Origin of the sequence: Pseudomonas sp. Irchel 3F6 (assembly GCF_900187595.1) — a bacterium.
In the GTDB taxonomy this organism is placed as follows: domain Bacteria; phylum Pseudomonadota; class Gammaproteobacteria; order Pseudomonadales; family Pseudomonadaceae; genus Aquipseudomonas; species Aquipseudomonas siliginis.
Map to the genome: position 1 here is coordinate 219,667 of NZ_FYDP01000009.1, position 16,781 is coordinate 236,447.

Annotated in this window: 16 protein-coding genes; 5 read left to right on the forward strand and 11 right to left on the reverse strand. The window is 60.8% G+C overall.

Annotated elements, in window-relative coordinates; translation table 11 throughout:
- Nucleotides 1-450 precede the first annotated feature (450 nt).
- Nucleotides 451-2,115, forward strand: coding sequence for an electron transfer flavoprotein-ubiquinone oxidoreductase (locus CKW30_RS25280; RefSeq protein ID WP_016770955.1), 1,665 nt, complete (start codon nt 451-453; stop codon nt 2,113-2,115).
- A 183-nt stretch (nt 2,116-2,298) separates the two neighbouring features.
- Here CKW30_RS25280 and CKW30_RS25285 read toward each other — a convergent pair whose 3' ends face one another.
- Entirely contained in the window at nt 2,299-3,189 is an 891-nt protein-coding gene (locus tag CKW30_RS25285) for an AraC family transcriptional regulator (RefSeq protein ID WP_090288604.1), read from the reverse strand.
- Nucleotides 3,190-3,379: 190 nt separating this feature from the next.
- Here CKW30_RS25285 and CKW30_RS25290 point away from each other — a divergent pair, with 190 nt between their 5' ends.
- Nucleotides 3,380-4,432 carry an NAD(P)-dependent alcohol dehydrogenase gene (locus CKW30_RS25290; RefSeq protein WP_016770957.1) on the forward strand — a complete coding sequence of 351 codons (1,053 nt, stop codon included), beginning with the start codon at nt 3,380-3,382 and terminating at the stop codon, nt 4,430-4,432.
- A gap of 9 nt (nt 4,433-4,441) precedes the next feature.
- Here the strand turns inward: CKW30_RS25290 and CKW30_RS25295 are convergent, their stop codons facing one another.
- From CKW30_RS25295 to CKW30_RS25320, 6 genes are all read right to left on the reverse strand, one after another.
- The gene (locus tag CKW30_RS25295) at nt 4,442-5,245 is read right to left on the reverse strand and encodes an IclR family transcriptional regulator (RefSeq protein ID WP_016770958.1); all 804 of its coding nucleotides are present in this window, start codon (nt 5,243-5,245) and stop codon (nt 4,442-4,444) included.
- Nucleotides 5,246-5,307: 62 nt separating this feature from the next.
- A complete protein-coding gene (locus tag CKW30_RS25300; RefSeq protein WP_056788291.1) occupies nt 5,308-6,618 on the reverse strand; it encodes an MFS transporter in 1,311 nt (436 codons plus the stop codon).
- 177 nt (nt 6,619-6,795) lie between these two features.
- Nucleotides 6,796-7,944 carry a galactonate dehydratase gene (dgoD, locus tag CKW30_RS25305; RefSeq protein ID WP_016770960.1) on the reverse strand — a complete coding sequence of 383 codons (1,149 nt, stop codon included), beginning with the start codon at nt 7,942-7,944 and terminating at the stop codon, nt 6,796-6,798.
- A gap of 61 nt (nt 7,945-8,005) precedes the next feature.
- Complete coding sequence (locus tag CKW30_RS25310) at nt 8,006-8,626, reverse strand: 2-dehydro-3-deoxy-6-phosphogalactonate aldolase (protein WP_095182255.1); 621 nt, start codon at nt 8,624-8,626, stop codon at nt 8,006-8,008.
- Nucleotides 8,627-8,645: 19 nt separating this feature from the next.
- Nucleotides 8,646-9,635, reverse strand: a complete 990-nt coding sequence (locus CKW30_RS25315; RefSeq protein ID WP_095182256.1) for a 2-dehydro-3-deoxygalactonokinase — start codon at nt 9,633-9,635, stop codon at nt 8,646-8,648.
- Nucleotides 9,636-9,813: 178 nt separating this feature from the next.
- Nucleotides 9,814-10,296, reverse strand: a complete 483-nt coding sequence (locus tag CKW30_RS25320) for a GNAT family N-acetyltransferase (RefSeq protein ID WP_056788283.1) — start codon at nt 10,294-10,296, stop codon at nt 9,814-9,816.
- 386 nt (nt 10,297-10,682) lie between these two features.
- Here CKW30_RS25320 and CKW30_RS25325 point away from each other — a divergent pair, with 386 nt between their 5' ends.
- From CKW30_RS25325 to CKW30_RS25335, 3 genes are all read left to right on the forward strand, one after another.
- Complete coding sequence (locus CKW30_RS25325) at nt 10,683-11,027, forward strand: hypothetical protein (protein WP_041479419.1); 345 nt, start codon at nt 10,683-10,685, stop codon at nt 11,025-11,027.
- Between the two features lie 44 nt (nt 11,028-11,071).
- The gene (locus CKW30_RS25330; RefSeq protein ID WP_041479421.1) at nt 11,072-11,326 is read left to right on the forward strand and encodes a hypothetical protein; all 255 of its coding nucleotides are present in this window, start codon (nt 11,072-11,074) and stop codon (nt 11,324-11,326) included.
- Between the two features lie 104 nt (nt 11,327-11,430).
- Nucleotides 11,431-11,811, forward strand: coding sequence for a Rho termination factor N-terminal domain-containing protein (locus CKW30_RS25335; protein WP_095182257.1), 381 nt, complete (start codon nt 11,431-11,433; stop codon nt 11,809-11,811).
- A gap of 114 nt (nt 11,812-11,925) precedes the next feature.
- Here the strand turns inward: CKW30_RS25335 and CKW30_RS25340 are convergent, their stop codons facing one another.
- The 4 genes from CKW30_RS25340 to CKW30_RS25355 form a co-directional block, all read right to left on the reverse strand.
- On the reverse strand, nt 11,926-12,855 hold the full coding sequence (locus CKW30_RS25340) for a PfkB family carbohydrate kinase (protein WP_095182258.1): 930 nt from the start codon (nt 12,853-12,855) through the stop codon (nt 11,926-11,928).
- The gene (locus CKW30_RS25345) at nt 12,848-14,314 is read right to left on the reverse strand and encodes a cytosine permease (protein WP_095182259.1); all 1,467 of its coding nucleotides are present in this window, start codon (nt 14,312-14,314) and stop codon (nt 12,848-12,850) included. Before CKW30_RS25345 ends, CKW30_RS25340 begins: the two co-directional genes overlap by 8 nt.
- Nucleotides 14,315-14,516: 202 nt before the next feature.
- Nucleotides 14,517-15,515, reverse strand: a complete 999-nt coding sequence (locus CKW30_RS25350) for an ADP-ribosylglycohydrolase family protein (protein ID WP_095182260.1) — start codon at nt 15,513-15,515, stop codon at nt 14,517-14,519.
- Entirely contained in the window at nt 15,512-16,225 is a 714-nt protein-coding gene (locus tag CKW30_RS25355; RefSeq protein WP_095182261.1) for a GntR family transcriptional regulator, read from the reverse strand. The genes CKW30_RS25350 and CKW30_RS25355 overlap by 4 nt, the downstream gene beginning before the upstream one ends.
- Between the last annotated feature and the right edge of the window lie 556 nt (nt 16,226-16,781).

A 16,781-nucleotide genomic window follows, 5' to 3' on the forward strand; every position in this document is an offset into this window, starting at 1 on the left:
ATGTGAGGTGATTCACTTCGCGAAGAGCGGTGACCGTTCGTCAGGGGTGACTGTCGGGTCATTCATTCTCACGCTGTGTAAACTGCGCGCCGGACTTGCGCTGCGCATCACCGTCTACTGCCTGTGCCCTGTCTTTAGAGGTGCTCTTGAAACCGCCAGTCTGCCTACGGCGAGCGCAAAACCGCCCGTATCTTGACCGGAACGCCCATTCTGGTCAATACGCCAAAATGCCCTGTCATAAGCCGCGCTTCTTTGATTTATCAGGGCTGGAGGCGATTCAAACAAACGTTTGTATTGGACGCTAGGAGTGGTGTAGATATAATGCGCCGCCTAGAGAGAAAGGTGGATTCGCCAATATTCCCTTTGACGTTAACGTAAAGGCAATACGGATGCGAGATCAAACCTCCATATTAGAAAAAAAACTGTTGAGCCTTGAGTAGGAGATAGCCTGTGGAACGCGAATACATGGAATTCGACGTCGTCATCGTCGGTGCCGGCCCCGCTGGTCTGTCCGCCGCCTGCCGCTTGAAGCAGAAGGCCGCTGACGCCGGTAAGGAAATCAGCGTCTGCGTGGTCGAAAAAGGCTCCGAAGTCGGCGCACACATCCTCTCCGGTGCGGTGTTCGAACCCCGCGCCCTGAACGAACTGTTCCCGGACTGGAAAGAACTCGGCGCACCGCTGAACACGCCAGTCACGCGCGATGACATTTTCGTACTGAAAAACGCCGACAGCGCGCAGAAGATTCCCGACTTCTTTGTGCCCAAGACCATGCACAACGAAGGCAACTACATTATCTCCCTGGGCAACCTGTGCCGCTGGCTGGCTCAGCAGGCCGAGAATCTGGGTGTGGAAATCTACCCGGGCTTCGCCGCTCAGGAAGCGTTGATCGATGAAAACGGCGTGGTACGCGGGATCATCACCGGTGATCTGGGCGTCGACCGTGAAGGCAACCCGAAAGAAGGCCTGTACACCCCTGGCATGGAACTGCGTGGCAAATACACGCTGTTCGCCGAAGGCTGCCGTGGCCACATCGGCAAGCAACTGATCAAGCGCTACAACCTCGACAGCGATGCCGACGTGCAGCATTACGGCATTGGTCTGAAAGAGATCTGGGAAATCGACCCGGCCAAGCATCAGCCGGGCCTGGTGGTGCACACCGCCGGTTGGCCGCTGGACATCATGGGCACCGAAAACACCGGCGGCTCGTTCCTCTATCACCTGGAAAACAATCAGGTGGTGGTCGGTCTGATCGTCGACCTGTCCTACAGCAACACTTACCTGTCGCCGTTCGATGAGTTCCAGCGCCTCAAGCATCACCCGGTGCTCAAGCAATATCTGGAAGGCGGCAAGCGCGTCAGCTATGGCGCCCGCGCCATCGCCAAGGGTGGCCTGAACTCGCTGCCGAAAATGGTCTTCAAGGGCGGCGCGCTGATCGGTTGCGACCTCGGCACCCTGAACTTCGCCAAGATCAAAGGCAGCCACACCGCGATGAAGTCCGGCATGCTCGCGGCGGAATCGGTAGCCGATGCGCTGTTTGCCGAGCAGGATTGCACCGTCGAACTGACCACTTACGTCGACGCATTCAAGAACAGCTGGCTGCATGAAGAACTGTTCGCCAGCCGTAACTTCGGCCCGGCGATCCACAAGTACGGCGCGATCATCGGCGGTGGTTTCAACTGGCTGGACCAGAACATCTTCGGCGGCAAACTGCCGTTCACCCTGCGCGACACCAAGCCGGATTACGCCTGCCTCAAGCTCGCGGCCGACTGCAAGAAGATCGACTATCCGAAACCCGACGGCAAACTGAGTTTCGACAAACTCAGCTCGGTGTTCATCTCCGGTACCAACCACGAAGAAGAGCAGCCATGCCACTTGAAGCTGACCGATCCGAGCATCCCGATCAGCAAAAACCTGCCGTTGTACGACGAACCGGCGCAGCGTTACTGCCCGGCCGGCGTATACGAGGTGATTACCAAGGAAGATGGCGAGAAGCGCTTCCAGATCAACGCCCAGAACTGCGTGCATTGCAAGACCTGTGACATCAAGGATCCTGCGCAGAACATCACCTGGGTGGCGCCGGAAGGTGCCGGCGGCCCGACTTACCCGAACATGTAAGACGAAACGCTGAACAACAAGGCTCCCGAAATGGGGGCCTTTTTGTTGCCCAAAATTCCCCTGACACCACAAAACAACTGTGGGAGCGAGCCTGCTTGCGAAAGCGGTGTGTCATATGAAGATGATGTCGACTGATCCAGCGCCTTCGCGAGCAGGCTCGCTCCCACAGGGAATATCGGCGGATCAGGCAGCGCGCTCATCCCCCGGACTGCGTTCGAAGTAACGCTTGTACTCGCGGCTGAACTGCGACGTGCTCTGATACCCCACCCGATGCGCCACCTGCGCGACACCCAGCCCCTCCGCCACCAGCAGCGTCTGCGCCTTCAACAAGCGCAAACGCTTGAGATACTGCACCGGCGACAACAGTGTGCTGCGCTTGAAATGCTCATGAAACGTCGACACGCTCATGTTCGCGCAACTGGCCAGTGTCTCGACATTGAGCGGCTCGGTGTAATGCGCATGCAGATGGCTGATCGACGCCGCCACCCGGGCGAATTGCCCTTGTTGCTCGACCAACGCACGCAATACATCCGCCTGCGGCCCGCGCAACGCAACGAACAACAACTCGCGGACCCGCGCCGGGCCGAGAATCTGGCATTCCAGCGGATCGTGCAGACAGCTGAGCAGCCGCTCGACACAACCGCGCATGCCATCGTCGAGCACCACCGAGGTCATCGACTCCGGCGTCTGCGCCGGAATATGCCGACCCGGCGCCAGCCCCATGGCCAGCACCAGTTCACCGAGCAGGACGCGATCGATCGCCACCGACACACCGAGCAATGGCGCGTCGGGCAAGGCAAAGGTTTCACATTCGAACGGCACCGGCAGCGCCTGGATCAGGTAATGCCCGGCGCCGTATTCCATGGTTCGTGGGCCGAGGAACGCCAGTTTGCTGCCCTGGGCGATGATCATCAGGCTCGGCTCGTAAATGTGCGGGCCACGGGCGACGTCGCAACTGGCGCGCAGGATCTGCACACCGGGCAGGCCGGTCTGGCTGTAGCCATCGCGCAGCGCCAGCGGTTCGATCAGCGAAACCAGCCGGGCATTGGCATCAAGATGACGGGTCAACTGCATCGAATAGGTCTTCGTAAAATTCACGGAAAAGGGGATGAAAACATCATCGCAGATCCGCTGGCCAATGCGACCGCTGCGACCCGCATGCCGGAGGATTAGGCATGAGACCCGGAGAAATCGTCATGGCCGCACCCGCGTCTGACGGCCAGAATTCACCGCCTAACTTGTCACTGTTTTTGCGAGGTCCTCCATGTACACCGCCATCGGCTATGCCGCCCAATCGGCCACCACTCCCCTCGCCCCGATGAAATTCGAACGCCGCAGCCCGCGCGCCGACGACGTGGCGATCGAAATTCTCTACTGCGGCGTCTGCCATTCCGACATCCATCAGGCACGCAACGAATGGGGCATCGCCGTTTATCCGCTGATGCCTGGCCATGAGATTGTCGGAAAAGTCACCGCAGTCGGTGCGAATGTCACCCGTCACAAGGTAGGCGACCTGGTTGGCGTCGGCTGCATGGTCGATTCCTGCCGCAGCTGCGAAGCCTGCCAGGCGAACCTCGAGCAATATTGCCTCGAAGGCCCGACCATGACTTACGCCACCCCGGACCGGGTCGATGGCAGCAACACCATGGGCGGTTACTCCGACAGCATCGTGGTCAGCGAACACTTCGTTGTGCGCATCCCCGAGAAACTCGCACTGGCCAGCGCCGCACCGATTCTCTGCGCCGGCATCACCACTTACTCGCCGCTCAAGCACTACGGCGTCAAGGCCGGTGACAAGGTCGGCATTCTTGGCATGGGTGGCCTCGGCCACATGGGCATCAAGTTCGCCAAGGCCATGGGCGCGGAAGTCACGCTGTTCACCCGTTCGGCGAGCAAGGCTGAAGAAGGTCGCCGTCAGGGCGCCGATCACGTCATCGTCTCCACCGATGCCGAGCAGATGAAGGCCGCGGCCGGCTACTTCGACTTCCTGCTCGATACCATTCCGGTGCAACACGATTTGAACCCGTACCTCGACACCCTGCGTTTCGACGGCGTGCACATTCTGGTCGGCCTGATCGAGCCAGTGAACCCGCCCGTGCACGCCGGCAAACTGGTGATGAGCCGTCGCGTACTGGCCGGCTCCCTGATCGGCGGTATCGCCGAAACCCAGGAAGTGCTGGATTTCTGCGCCGAACACAACATCACCTGCGACATCGAAATGCTCGACATCCGCCAGATCAACGAAGCCTACGCGCGGATGATTGCCGGTGACGTCAAGTACCGCTTCGTCATCGACATGGCGACGCTGAAGGCCTAAACCTTAGGGCTATACCTTCAAACCAAGCTCCGCCGACAGCCGGGTTGTGACCCCTTTGAGCAGGGGGATCAACTCGGCCATTTTTTCCAGCGGCATGTACGGCACGGTGCTGGCGATACTGATCGCCGCGACGATGCCCTTGCTCGCATCACGAATTGGCGCCGCCACACAGCGGATCGACGGTTCGTTGTCTTCCAGATCGAACGCGTAGCCACCGGCAACGTATTCGCCCATGCGCTGCTCAAGCTGTTCCCACGACTGCTGTGGATGCTGCGGCCAGAACTGACTTTTGCCACCCGCCGGCAGGCTGATGTCGTACAGCCGCCGCCAATCCTGCGGCGAATCATCGAGCATCAAGGCCTTGCCGATCCCGGTGCGCACCAGCGGCATGCGATGGCCAACCCGCGAGCGCATTTCCGGCCCGTTGCGCCCGGGGTTCTTCAATAGATACAGCACTTCGTCGCCTTCGCGGATTCCGAGGTGCACGGTATCGCCGGTCAGCGCCGACAACTCATCCAGATACGGTCCGGCCAACGTCACCAGCGGCAACTCTTCGCGGGCCTGAAAGCCCAGTTCGATCAGCTTCGGCCCGAGCAGATAACCGATTTGCGGCACCACGCGCAGATAACGCTCGTCGACCAGACAGCTGGCCAGACGGTGGGTGGTGCTGCGCGTGGTACCGATCAGCCGGGCGATCTCCTTGAGATCACGCGCGCCACTGGCCACCGCCTGCACCACACCGAGGCCGCGCAGCAGCGTCTGGGTGCCGGTGGGCGCGGCGTCCTTGGTTTTTTCCGGGGCGTCTTCCTGCATATCCAGCCTTTTTACCGTTGAGCGAAGGAACGGGCGGCATTATGGTCGCCCGACGCTGAGCACTACAACTCGATACGCTCGACCTTGCCCACCAGCAGCACGTAGGACAAGGCACCGACCAGCGCGAGCACGGCGATGTAGGTGATCGCCGGCGCGAACGAATCGCCGCTGGCAAGGAAGCCGATCACAATCGGCGTAGCAATCGCCGAAAGATTGCCGATGAAGTTGAATACGCCACCGGTCAGACCGAGCAAACGCGCCGGCGCCAGCGTCGAGACCAGCGACCAGGTGATCGACGCCAGCCCGTTGCCGAAAAATGCCAGGGCGAGGAAGGCAATCACCAGCGGCGTCGACTCGACAAAATTGGCGCCGATGATCGAGGTCGAAATCAGCAGCCCGCCAATGATCGGCAACTTGCGTGCGAAGCCCACGGTGTAGCCGCGCCGGATCAGGAAGTCGGAAAAGAATCCCGAGCACAGGACGCCGACGAACGCGGCGAGAAACGGCAGCGATGCAAGCAGGCCGGACTTGATGAAGTCCATGCCGCGGTATTTCACCAGATAGGTCGGGAACCAGGTGAGGAAGAACCACAGCGTCGAGTTCAGACAGAACTGGCCGAGGTAGATACCCCACAACTTGCGTTTGCTGAGGACGATGCCGAGATCGGTCCAGCTGAATTTGGCTTTTACCTTGGCCGCCTCGGCCTGGATATCGACCAGCCCGCCGCCTTCGCGGATCAGGTCGATTTCCGCCTGGTTAGTGCCTTTGAAATCGCGCGGCTCGCGATACACCGCGTACCAGATCAGCGCCCACAGAATGCCCACCGCGCCGGTGGCGACGAACACCATGTGCCAGCCGAACTCATGTTGCAGCCACGCCAGCACCGGGGTCAGGAAAGCCAGACCGACAAACTGTCCGGAAGTGTAGAAACCGATCGCCGTGGCGCGCTCGCGCTCAGGGAACCAAGTGGTGACCACGCGGCTGTTGATCGGATAGGCCGGCGCCTCCAGCGCACCGACGGCCATGCGCAGCACGAACAGGGCGATGAAGCTGCTGACGAAACCGAGCATCACCGTGGCCAGCGACCACAGCAGCAGCGCGACACTGTAAAGGATGCGCGGCGGCACGCGATCGACCAGCCAGCCGCCGGGGATCTGCATGGCAGCGTAGGTCCAGCCGAACGCGGAGAAGATCAGACCGACGTGAACCGGATCGATGCCCAGCTCACTGGTCAGCGCCGGCGCGGCAATCGACAGGTTGCTGCGGTCCAGGTAGTTGATGACCACGGTGATGAACAGCAACACCATGATGAAAAATCGCTTGCGGCTAGGCGTGACTAAAGACGCCTGCCCGGAGAGGGTATGCGTTTGCATGAGGAGAGCCTCTTTTTATGTTTGTTGAGGTCATGACGCAGATCTCCTCTCCCTGGAGATCAAACTGTGGGAGCGAGCCTGCTCGCGAAAGCGTCGGGTCAGTCACATGGATGGCGGATGTGACATTGCATTCGCGAGCAGGCTCGCTCCCACAGGGATCAGTGCTGAATCAGGAGATCACCACTCGGCAAAGCTGCCATCGGCATGACGCCAGATCGGGTTGCGCCAGCGATGGCCGACGGCGGCGCGTTCGATCACGTATTCCTCGTTGATCTCGATGCCCAGCCCCGGGCCGTTCGGAATCTTCACGAAGCCTTGGTCGTAGTCGAACACGCGCGGATCCTTCACATAGTCGAGCAAGTCGTTGCTCTCGTTGTAATGGATGCCCAGGCTCTGCTCTTGGATAAACGCGTTGTAACAAGCCGCGTCGAGTTGCAAACAGGCAGCCAGGGCGATCGGTCCCAGCGGGCAATGCAGCGCCAGCGCGACGTCGTAGGCTTCGGCCATGTTGGCGATCTTGCGGGTTTCGGTGATGCCGCCAGCGTGGGAGGCATCCGGCTGGATAATGTCGACGTAGCCTTCGCTCAACACCCGTTTAAAGTCCCAGCGCGAGAACAGACGCTCGCCGAGGGCAATCGGCGTGCTGGTCAGCGGCGCCAGTTCTTTCAATGCTTCGTAGTTTTCGCTGAGCACCGGTTCTTCGATGAACATCAGTTTGTACGGGTCGAGCTCCTTCATCAGCACCTTGGCCATCGGCTTGTGCACGCGGCCGTGGAAATCGACGCCGATACCGACGTTCGGCCCCACCGCATCACGCACGGCGGCAACGTTGGCCAAGGCGAGGTCGACTTTCTCGAAAGTGTCGAGGAACTGCAGTTCTTCGGTGCCGTTCATTTTTACCGCAGTGAAACCACGGCTCACTGCTTCTTTCGCCGCACGCGCGGTGTCCGCCGGACGGTCGCCGCCGATCCACGAATACACGCGAATCTTGTCGCGCACCTGGCCACCGAGCAGATCGCTGACCGACACGCCGAGGGCCTTGCCCTTGATGTCCCACAGCGCTTGGTCGATACCGGCCAGCGCGCTCATGTGAATCGCGCCGCCACGGTAGAAGCCACCGCGATAGAGCACGGTCCAGATGTCTTCGATATTGCGTGGGTCTTTGCCGATCAGGTAGTCGGACAATTCTTCCACCGCAGCAGCTACGGTATGCGCGCGCCCTTCGACCACAGGCTCGCCCCAACCGGTCACGCCCTCGTCGGTTTCGACCTTGAGGAAGCACCAGCGCGGCGGAACGATGAAGGTCGTGAGTTTGGTGATTTTCATCTCTGCTCTCTTTTGTAAATGCAGCTTTTATTAGATGCAGCGCACACAGCGCCAAAAAGTCTTAACGCAGGGCTTTCCAGGCAGCCACGTAGGCCTTGGCATTGACCGCCACCTGCTCGGGCGTCATGCCCGGTTTGAACAGACCGGAACCGAGGCCGAAACCTTTCACACCGGCATCGATAAAGGCCTGCATGTTGTCCGGTGTGATCCCGCCGACCGGCGCCAGCACCGTGCCGGCTGGCAACACCGCCAGCCAGGCCTTGACGACCGCCGGGTTCATTTGTTCGGCCGGAAACAGCTTGAGAATGTCCGCGCCCTCAGCCAGTGCGGCGAAGGCTTCGGTCGGCGTAGCCACACCCGGCGACAGGAACAGCCCCGCCGCTTTCGCCGCGCGCAATACCTTGGCATCGCTGTGCGGCATGACGATCACTTGTCCGCCAGCCGCTTTGACCTGCTCGACCTGCTCGGGGCTGAGCACCGTGCCAGCACCGATCAGGCAATCGGCGGGCAGCGCATCACGCAGGATGCGGATACTTTCGTACGGCGATGGGGAATTGAGCGGTACTTCGATGACGCGAAATCCGGCGGAATACAGGACTTCTCCGACAGCCGCCGCTTCCTGCGGTTGCAGGCCACGCAGAATCGCGATCAGACCGTTTTGTGCCAGTGCTTGCTTGAGCATGTCAGGCCTCCAGTCAGGGTTAACGGGATGAGGAATCGATCAGTCCGGCGGCACCCGCCAGTTGCCACAGGCCACGCTCGGTGGCCTGCTCGGCCAGCGTCACCCGAGCAAAGCCGCAGGCGTCGAGGGCGCGTTGATAGCGTGCGCACAGAAGCGCATTGCCGATGAGCACGATCGCTGGAAGATTCGCTTGATTGCGCCGGCGCCGCTGCACATTGGCGAGCGCGGCCAGCTCATGGCCGATCATCAGGCCGGACAGATAGTCCGCCTGAGCAGTCGGGCTCAATTCACCGGTCAGGCCGAGGGTGCGGGCGCTGAACAAGGTCGACAGCACACCGAGCTCGGCATCTGTCGACAGCGCGATTTGCACGCCGCGATCGAACGCCTGCGCATCGAAGGTCGCGCTCGGTTGTTGGGTACGGCCGAGAATGCTGTGCTCGCTGAGCACGGCAAACACTTCGCCGGTCATGAACGTGTCGAAATGGGTGATGCGGCCATCGACCACCTCCACCCACTTCGAGTGGCTGCCAGGCAGGCCGATCAGCAGATCATCACCCGCCTCGACCGGCAGACTTTGCAGCACGCCGAGGACTTGGGTTTCTTCGCCGCGCATTACATTCGGCAGACGCGAACGCTGGATCACGCCCGGGACGATATGCACCGGCGTACCGCGCAGACTGACAACGGTTTGTAGGGAATTTCCGAGATGGGCGACGTCGGCTGGCGTTTCGCAGTAAGGCGCTTCGCGCCAGCCCTGCGCACTGCCGACCATGCCGCAAGCGATCACCGGCAGATCCGGCTGCGCATCGAGCCAGTCACCGCAGGCCTCGTCGAAGGCCAGTTCAAAACCATCGGCGCATTCACGGCCGTGGATGATTCGCGGGGTCTTGGGCAACTGCATGATCCCGGACGACAGCGCACGCTGCTCCAGCACCACACCGTCCGCCGCGAGTTTGTAAGCACGTAATGAGGTCGTCCCCCAATCGAGCGCGATCAATTGCGCCTGCATCGCTTCACCTGTTTTGTTTTTGGCAGTGAGTGCGACGGACTATAAACCCGGGCGGGCTAAAATCTCAATATATAAATATCAATCCCATATTTTGGGATATAAACAAAAAAAGATCACAGCCTTCGGCAACTCCTACAGAGGTGAACAGGAGCTGCCGACGGCTGCGATCTTTCAGGCGTCAATTTCCTTCAGCAAACTCTCGCAACACCTTGCCATCCATGCGATACCGCACCCATTCCTCCTGCGGTTGTGCGCCGAGAGATTTGTAGAATTCGATGGCTGGGGTGTTCCATTCCAGCACGCTCCATTCGAAGCGGCCGCAGTCGTTGGCGCAGGCGATTTTCGCCAGGTGGCGCAGCAGGGTTTTGCCGGCGCCGCCACCGCGTTGTTCGGGGGTGATGTAAAGGTCTTCGAGGTACAGGCAGTTGCTGCCCAGCCAGGTTGAATAACTGAAGAAGAACACCGCGAAGCCGATCGGCAAGCCGTCGCGCAGGCAAATCAGGCCATGGGCGGTCGCGCCTTCGCCGAACAGGCTGCGTTCGATGTCGGCGACGCTGGCGATGACTTCGTGACGGGCCTTTTCGAAATCTGCCAGTTCGGTGATGAAGGCGAGGATTTGCGGCGCATCGCTGGGGGTCGCCGGGCGGATTTCGATCGTCATGGACGGGCCTTGTCTGCAAATTAAAGCGCCATACTAAGGCGCGCAGCGGCGCTCGTCACATGGCAAACATACTGACCTGCCCGATCGGGCGAACGCCGTTGCCCCTGTGGGAGCGAGCCTGCTCGCGAATGCGTCCTTCCAGTCAGCCTCGAGTCAACTGACAGAATGCCTTCGCGAGCAGGCTCGCTCCCACAGTTGATAGCGCACGTTCTGAAAGGATGCTTATGACCGTTAACTGTTTTGCACCGATGGAAACACTAAAGATCGGCATCGTCTGAACAGCAGACACGCGACCCCGGAGAAGACCGTTCGTCGATCATCAGGCACCAATCCGTCATCAGGGCTGACCAACCCAGTGTAAGGATTCCAATCACTGGAGAAGCCCTATGATCTCGTCAAGGTTGACCGCTTTAGTCTTCAGCGCCCTGCTTTGCCCTGCGGTATTCGCCGCCTCGTCCACGGCAGCGGGCACTGGCCCTACCGATCCGACCCCGCCACGCGCGCCCGCCATCAACAGTGCTCCCGGTATGAATACCGATGGTTCCGGCGTGCCGCTGATCAATCAGCCACCCGCCACCGGCACCGATCCGCGCACACAAGGCAGCGATCCGGGCCGTCAGGGTGGCATGAACACGCCTGACTCTCCTGCCACTCCGCCTGACAATGCCGGCCCCGGTGTCGGCTCGAAAACCACCACCGGTGGCTCCGGTTCCGAAGGTGCCGGTCAGTAGTTCGCCGACGCGAGCGCCCTATTCACTCCCATGAAGAGGTAACCATGAACGTCGACAAAGACCTGGAAAAAGAAGTTCTCACCCGCCTGCTGCACGCGCATCCCAACGGCTTGGGCAAGGAGGTGCTGGACAATTACCGGGGCGAGAAAGTCGTGGCCAGCGCCCTCGCCGCCCTGCAGGATCGCGGGCTGATTCACCATGGTCATGTGACCTGCAGCGAAGCCGGTGAGCACTCGCTGAACCTGCCGATCAAGCTCAGTTCAGCCGGGGTTGAAGCGGCGAAGAAACTCGATAGCTGACGCTGGTTGGGGCTGCGGATCTTCGACTTCGATCGGGTAATTCGTCTCGAGTGATTCGCAGCCTTCGGCGTAACGCGGCACATCCTGACGCAAGGAGAAATCCCATGCCTCGTGGAAGCAAAGACAAATACACCAGCGAACAGAAGCGCAAAGCCGAGCACATCGAAGACAGCTATGAGAAAAAGGGCGTGTCGAAAGATGAAGCTGAGGCGCGTGCCTGGGCGACGGTGAACAAGCAATCCGGCGGTGGCGAAAAGTCCGGCGGCTCAGGGCGCAAGAAGCCTGCAAGTGCCAAGTCGGAAGAGCGCAAAGAGTCATCGCGCCGTGCGGTGGCTAGCCGCAAGGGCCATTCACGCGATAGCGAGACTTCGAAGGATACGCAGACTGTCGATAGCTTGATGAAGGAAGCCCGAGCGAAGAATATTCCGGGACGCTCTTCGATGCGCAAGCAGGAGCTGATCGAGGCGTTGCGCAAGGCCGGTTAAGTCTGATGGCCTCATCGCTGGCAAGCCAGCTCCCACAGATTTTTCGGGTAGTTGCACTATTACACTTACACACGAAGACCCTGTGGGAGCTGGCTTGCCAGCGATTGCGGTGCATCAGTCGCCGCAGGATTCGCGGATAAATGCATCCACCTCACCCGCCCCCGGCGATGTCGCCGGCCCCCAGCGAGTCACCGCCAGCGCCGCCGCCGCATTGGCCCGCCGCGCCGCTTCCGGAGCCTCCAACCCCTGCGCCAATCCAGCGACAAACACCCCGGCATGCGCATCACCGGCGCCATTGCTGTCCACTGCTTTGACAGCAAACCCCGGCACTTGTCGACGCTCGCCACGCTGCTGAATCCAGCAACCCTGCGGCCCGTCGCGCACCACCATCAGCACATTTTCCGGCAGCAGCTTCGCGAGCAGATCCATTGCTGCGCCAATTTCATCAGCTCCTGTAAACCGCAGCGCCTCGACACTGTTGCTGGTCCACACATTGATGCGCGGTAGCAACGCCTGCATCATCGGCGCGTCAGGTGACTCCACCAACGGCCCCGGATCGAACACCACATTGACCGACGCCGGCAGCGCCAGCGTCCAGTCGAGCAACGCCTGCGCCTTGCCCTCGTGCAGCAGACTGTAACCGCTGAGATAAACGTAATCGCCGGGCTCGGCAGCCACACTGTTCAAATCGTCTTCGGTCACCTCACCTTCAGCGCCGATATAGGAAATGAAACTGCGTTCAGCCGACGCATCGGTCAGCGCCACACACAGACCGGTGTCGCGCTCGGCCGGTTCGCGGATGCCGATGCAGATACCTTCCGCCTGCATCGCTTGGCGCGCCAGGTCACCGAAACGCCCCGTGCCATGGCGACCGAGGTAAACCACCGGCAGACCGTTACGCACCGCAGCGGCCATCACGTTGAAGCCGCCACCGGCTTCGAACCCCGCCGACTGCGCCAGCACGTCGCCGCCAATCTGCGGCAGTTTATCCACGGCCATGACCAGGTCGATGATGACCTGGCCGGTGTGCAACATCTTAGGCATGAGCATTCTCGGGTTGCGCGGCGCGGCGATCTTTCGCACCGCCAAGTATCAGGTAAATGCCACCGGCGACGACGAAGGTCACGATCCAGCCGAGGCCGTTGTGGCCCAGCCAGGAGTCGGACAGAAAGCCCTTGAACCAGACGTTTTCTGCCGTGGTGCCGATGGTGGTGAAGCTGAAACCAAGGACGATGGCGATCGCCCAGGCGCCAAACGCGCGCCACTCGATGCCGCCGCGATACCAGTAGGCGCTGCTCGGGCTGACGTCGAGCAGGGCTTTGGGGCTGTAGTAGTGACGGTGAATCAGGTCGACCACGAAGATCCCCACCCAGGCAGTGATCGGCACTGCCAGCAGGGAAATGAAGGTGATGAACGGGCCGTAGAAACTGTCGGCGATCAGCATGAAGTAGATCGAGCCGACGAAGATCGCGACGATGTCGACCACCACCGCGTAGACGCGTTTGACCTTCAGGCCCAGGGTCAGCGTGGTCAGACCGGCGGAGTACACCGACAGGTTGTTCGACAGCAGCAGACCACCGAACGCGGTGATCAGGTACGGCACGGCCATCCACGTCGGCAACATGTCCCGGATCGCCACGATCGGGTCAGTCGCCGACGCCAGATCATTGTTGCCCACAGAGAGCAAGCCGCCGAGGGTGATCAGCAGCACCAGCGGAATCCCTGCGCCGAACGCCGCCGACGCCACCAGACGCACAGCCTTGACGCTGCGGTGCTGATAGCGCGACATGTCCGCACCGGCGTTGGCCCAACCGATACCAGTGCCGGCGGCCATGGTGCCGATGCCGATGATCATTGCGCTCAGCGGTGCTGGCGTGGCGTTGAACACCGCACTCCAGTCGATCGTCGCGCAGAGGAAACCACCGACGAGAATGTTCAGCGCACCGAACACATAGGTCGCCCACTTCTGGATCACCAGCAAAGTCGCGTGGCCGAGGCCGGACACCGACAAGGTCAGCAGGACGAAGATGGCGATAAAGATCAGCGTCAGTATCGGCGCACTTTTCGCCTCGACCGGCGAGCCGAACAGGATCGAGCACAGCGACAGCAGGACGAAGGCTGCGGTGGTGGTGTTGACGGTTTCCCAACCCAGACGCGACATCAGCGAAACCAGCGTCGGGCCGATGTTGCCGCGTACGCCGAAGATTGCCCGGGACAGCGTCAGACTCGGCGCGCGGCCACGCCGCCCGGCAATCGAAATGATCCCGACCACGGCAAACGAACCGGCGGCACCGAGGATGGCGACGATGATCGCCTGCCAGATCGCCAGCCCGCGAAACGCCACCAGCGTGGCACCCAGCGGCAGGCCGAGGATGGAAATATTGGCCGCAAACCAGACCCAGAACAGCTGCAACGGATGACCGTTGCACTCGGCTTCCGGCACCGGCTCGATGCCCCGGGTTTCCAATTGCCCGACGCTTTGCCCGGCGGTTGATGAACTCATGAAGATGCTCCTGTTTGCCTTTTTTGTGGTTGTGGCAATGATGCAAAACGACAAGACAACCGGCCTTCCGAGGCCTGTCTGTGCGATCCATTGCTGTGTGAATTCTTTAGAAATGCGCCGCCCCTTTCGCGAGCAGGCTCGCTCCCACAAGGAAATGCATTCCAATTGTGGGAGCGAGCCTGCTCGCGAAGAGGCCAGCCAGTCAACGCAAGGCCAACAGCCCCTGCACCAACGGTTCCAGCTCAAGTTGATTAACGACTTTCACCGTTTCGATCATCGGCTGCGGCCAGCACTCAAGACCCAGGCAAGCGCCGAGCATGGCGCCGAGAATCGCCGCGATGGTATCCGTGTCGCCGCCGAGACTGGCGGCCATGCACAACGCCTCGAATGCCGTCATCTCGCCGATGGCCACTTGCTGGGCCAGGGCGAATGAGACCACCACCGACTCCTGCGACGCCACCGATGTACCGATCACGTCGTAGAGCAGATCGGCGAGCAGTGCTTTGTCACTGTCGACGCTGATACTGCGCGCCCAACTGATGCGCGAGGCCATGCGCCCACCAGCAACCCAATGCCCGTGGGCTTCGGCTTGCTGGGCAATCTGCTGGCCAAGATTCAGCGCCTCGCCGAGATCGACGTCATTGATGCCAGCAGAGACCACCGCCGCCACCGCTGCTGCACTGGAAATTCCCAGCGTGGTGTTATGCGTCACTTGGCAAGCCTGCACGACCGCCGCGATGAAGCGCTGCGGATCGGCCACGTTCGCGGCAATGCCCACCGGGGTGATGCGCATCGCCGCGCCATTGGTGGTGCCGTAGCGCCCGGCTTCTTCCGGCGAATGCCCGGCGAGGATCATTTCAATGGCGCGTTTGGTCGAGGGGCCGAGCAAGTCCTGCGAGCTTTTGGCCTGCATCTCGGCTTCCCATTCGATCAAGCGCTGGGCGAGGACCGCCGGCTCGATGCGGCCGTGACCTTCGACCAATAATTCGCCGACCAGAATCGCCTGCTCGGTGTCATCGGTGATCGAGCCTTTGGGCATGTTCGCGGCGATCGGTTGCAAGGGACCTGCGTCCTGCAAATCAGTGATCTGGCCGAAGCGCGCCTTGATCGTTTCACGATCGAGCGACTGTGTCGGCATGCCCAGCGCGTCACCCAGGGCCAGACCATAGAAAGCGCCAAGCGCACGGTTGAGCGCGGTCATTTCGATTCTCCGAATTGCAGGTGCAGACGAAAGTGCACCGGGTCGAGCAGGCTTTCGACCTGTTCCATGAAACGGTTCTGCCGGTCGTAGGTGGTGCGCAGGGCTTTGAGAAACACCGTGCCGACCGGGCGACCAAGCAGCTCGGCGTCTTCGGCATTCAGCGGCTCGGCGCCGATCCACTGATCGCCGCGCTCGCCGATATAGCCGTAGGCGGCCAGGGTGATGGTCAGAGAATTGTCGATCAGGCCGACGCGGGGCAGGCTTTCCAGGCCGCCATTGGCCGGCATCAAGGATCGTTCGAGAGACACCAGCGTACCGTCGGTGGCGCGCCGGCGACGGTCGAGGGTGATGAATTGATCGGTGCCGAAACGCACCAGCAGATCCGCGCGAGTCACCGCTTCGAGGCGCAACACTTCGGTATTGATCAGCGCCCCGCTGTCGGCCAATGCCTGCGCCCAGCCGCTGCGCTGATCCAGCGCGACACCGTCGAAAGTGACGATGGAACCGACACCGCTTTGGGTGGCGATGTAATTACGCCGCTTCAGTTCGGCCAGCGCCTCACGCAAGGTGCCACGGCTGACCTGGAATTCTTGAGCCAACTGATGTTCGCCGGGCAACAGAAAGCCGTCCTCCATGAGGCCGCTTTCGATGCGTCGGACGAGCTCGTCGACCACCCGTTGTTTCTTGTCGAATCGTACCTGTCTAATCATGTACAAATTGATAACTGAAACGGGGCGTGGCGGGCAACAAAAATTTGAGGGAGGTGACCGGTGGAGAGAGCAAAATCAAGAGCCCCTCACCCTAGCCCTCTCCCGGAGGGAGAGGGAACTGATTGGGGAGTGCTCAGGAAATGCGCCGAACTGATGTTGCTTTAGCGAATCCACAATCGACCCGATCTTTCAGGTCGATGTACAACGCAAGACACCTCGGTCGGCCCCCACTTCCTTTGGGGAGAGGGAACTGATTGGGGAGTGCTCAGGAAATGCGCCGAACTGATGTTGCTTTAGCGAATCCACAATCGACCCGATCTTTCAGGTCGATGTACAACGCAAGACACCTCGGTCGGCCCCCTCTCCCTTTGGGAGAGGGAACTGATTGGGGAGTGCTCAGGAAATGCGCCGAACTGATGTTGCTTTAGCGAATCCACAATCGACCCGATATTTCAGGTCGATGTAGAACGCAAGACACCTCGGTCGGCCCCCACTCCCTTTGGGAGAGGGAACTGATTGGGGAGTGCTCAGGAAATGCGCCGAAATGATGTTGCTT

Coding starts and splice junctions, on each gene's coding strand:
- CKW30_RS25325 (WP_041479419.1), top strand. CDS start 10,683: ATGATCTCGTCAAGGTTGACCGCTTTAGTCTTCAGCGCCCTGCTTTGC.
- CKW30_RS25295 (WP_016770958.1), bottom strand. CDS start 5,245: ATGCAGGAAGACGCCCCGGAAAAAACCAAGGACGCCGCGCCCACCGGC.
- CKW30_RS25350 (WP_095182260.1), bottom strand. CDS start 15,515: ATGACCGCGCTCAACCGTGCGCTTGGCGCTTTCTATGGTCTGGCCCTG.
- CKW30_RS25290 (WP_016770957.1), top strand. CDS start 3,380: ATGTACACCGCCATCGGCTATGCCGCCCAATCGGCCACCACTCCCCTC.
- CKW30_RS25315 (WP_095182256.1), bottom strand. CDS start 9,635: ATGCAGGCGCAATTGATCGCGCTCGATTGGGGGACGACCTCATTACGT.
- CKW30_RS25320 (WP_056788283.1), bottom strand. CDS start 10,296: ATGACGATCGAAATCCGCCCGGCGACCCCCAGCGATGCGCCGCAAATC.
- CKW30_RS25330 (WP_041479421.1), top strand. CDS start 11,072: ATGAACGTCGACAAAGACCTGGAAAAAGAAGTTCTCACCCGCCTGCTG.
- CKW30_RS25345 (WP_095182259.1), bottom strand. CDS start 14,314: ATGAGTTCATCAACCGCCGGGCAAAGCGTCGGGCAATTGGAAACCCGG.
- CKW30_RS25285 (WP_090288604.1), bottom strand. CDS start 3,189: ATGCAGTTGACCCGTCATCTTGATGCCAATGCCCGGCTGGTTTCGCTG.
- CKW30_RS25355 (WP_095182261.1), bottom strand. CDS start 16,225: ATGATTAGACAGGTACGATTCGACAAGAAACAACGGGTGGTCGACGAG.
- dgoD (WP_016770960.1), bottom strand. CDS start 7,944: ATGAAAATCACCAAACTCACGACCTTCATCGTTCCGCCGCGCTGGTGC.
- CKW30_RS25335 (WP_095182257.1), top strand. CDS start 11,431: ATGCCTCGTGGAAGCAAAGACAAATACACCAGCGAACAGAAGCGCAAA.
- CKW30_RS25340 (WP_095182258.1), bottom strand. CDS start 12,855: ATGCCTAAGATGTTGCACACCGGCCAGGTCATCATCGACCTGGTCATG.
- CKW30_RS25310 (WP_095182255.1), bottom strand. CDS start 8,626: ATGCTCAAGCAAGCACTGGCACAAAACGGTCTGATCGCGATTCTGCGT.
- CKW30_RS25300 (WP_056788291.1), bottom strand. CDS start 6,618: ATGCAAACGCATACCCTCTCCGGGCAGGCGTCTTTAGTCACGCCTAGC.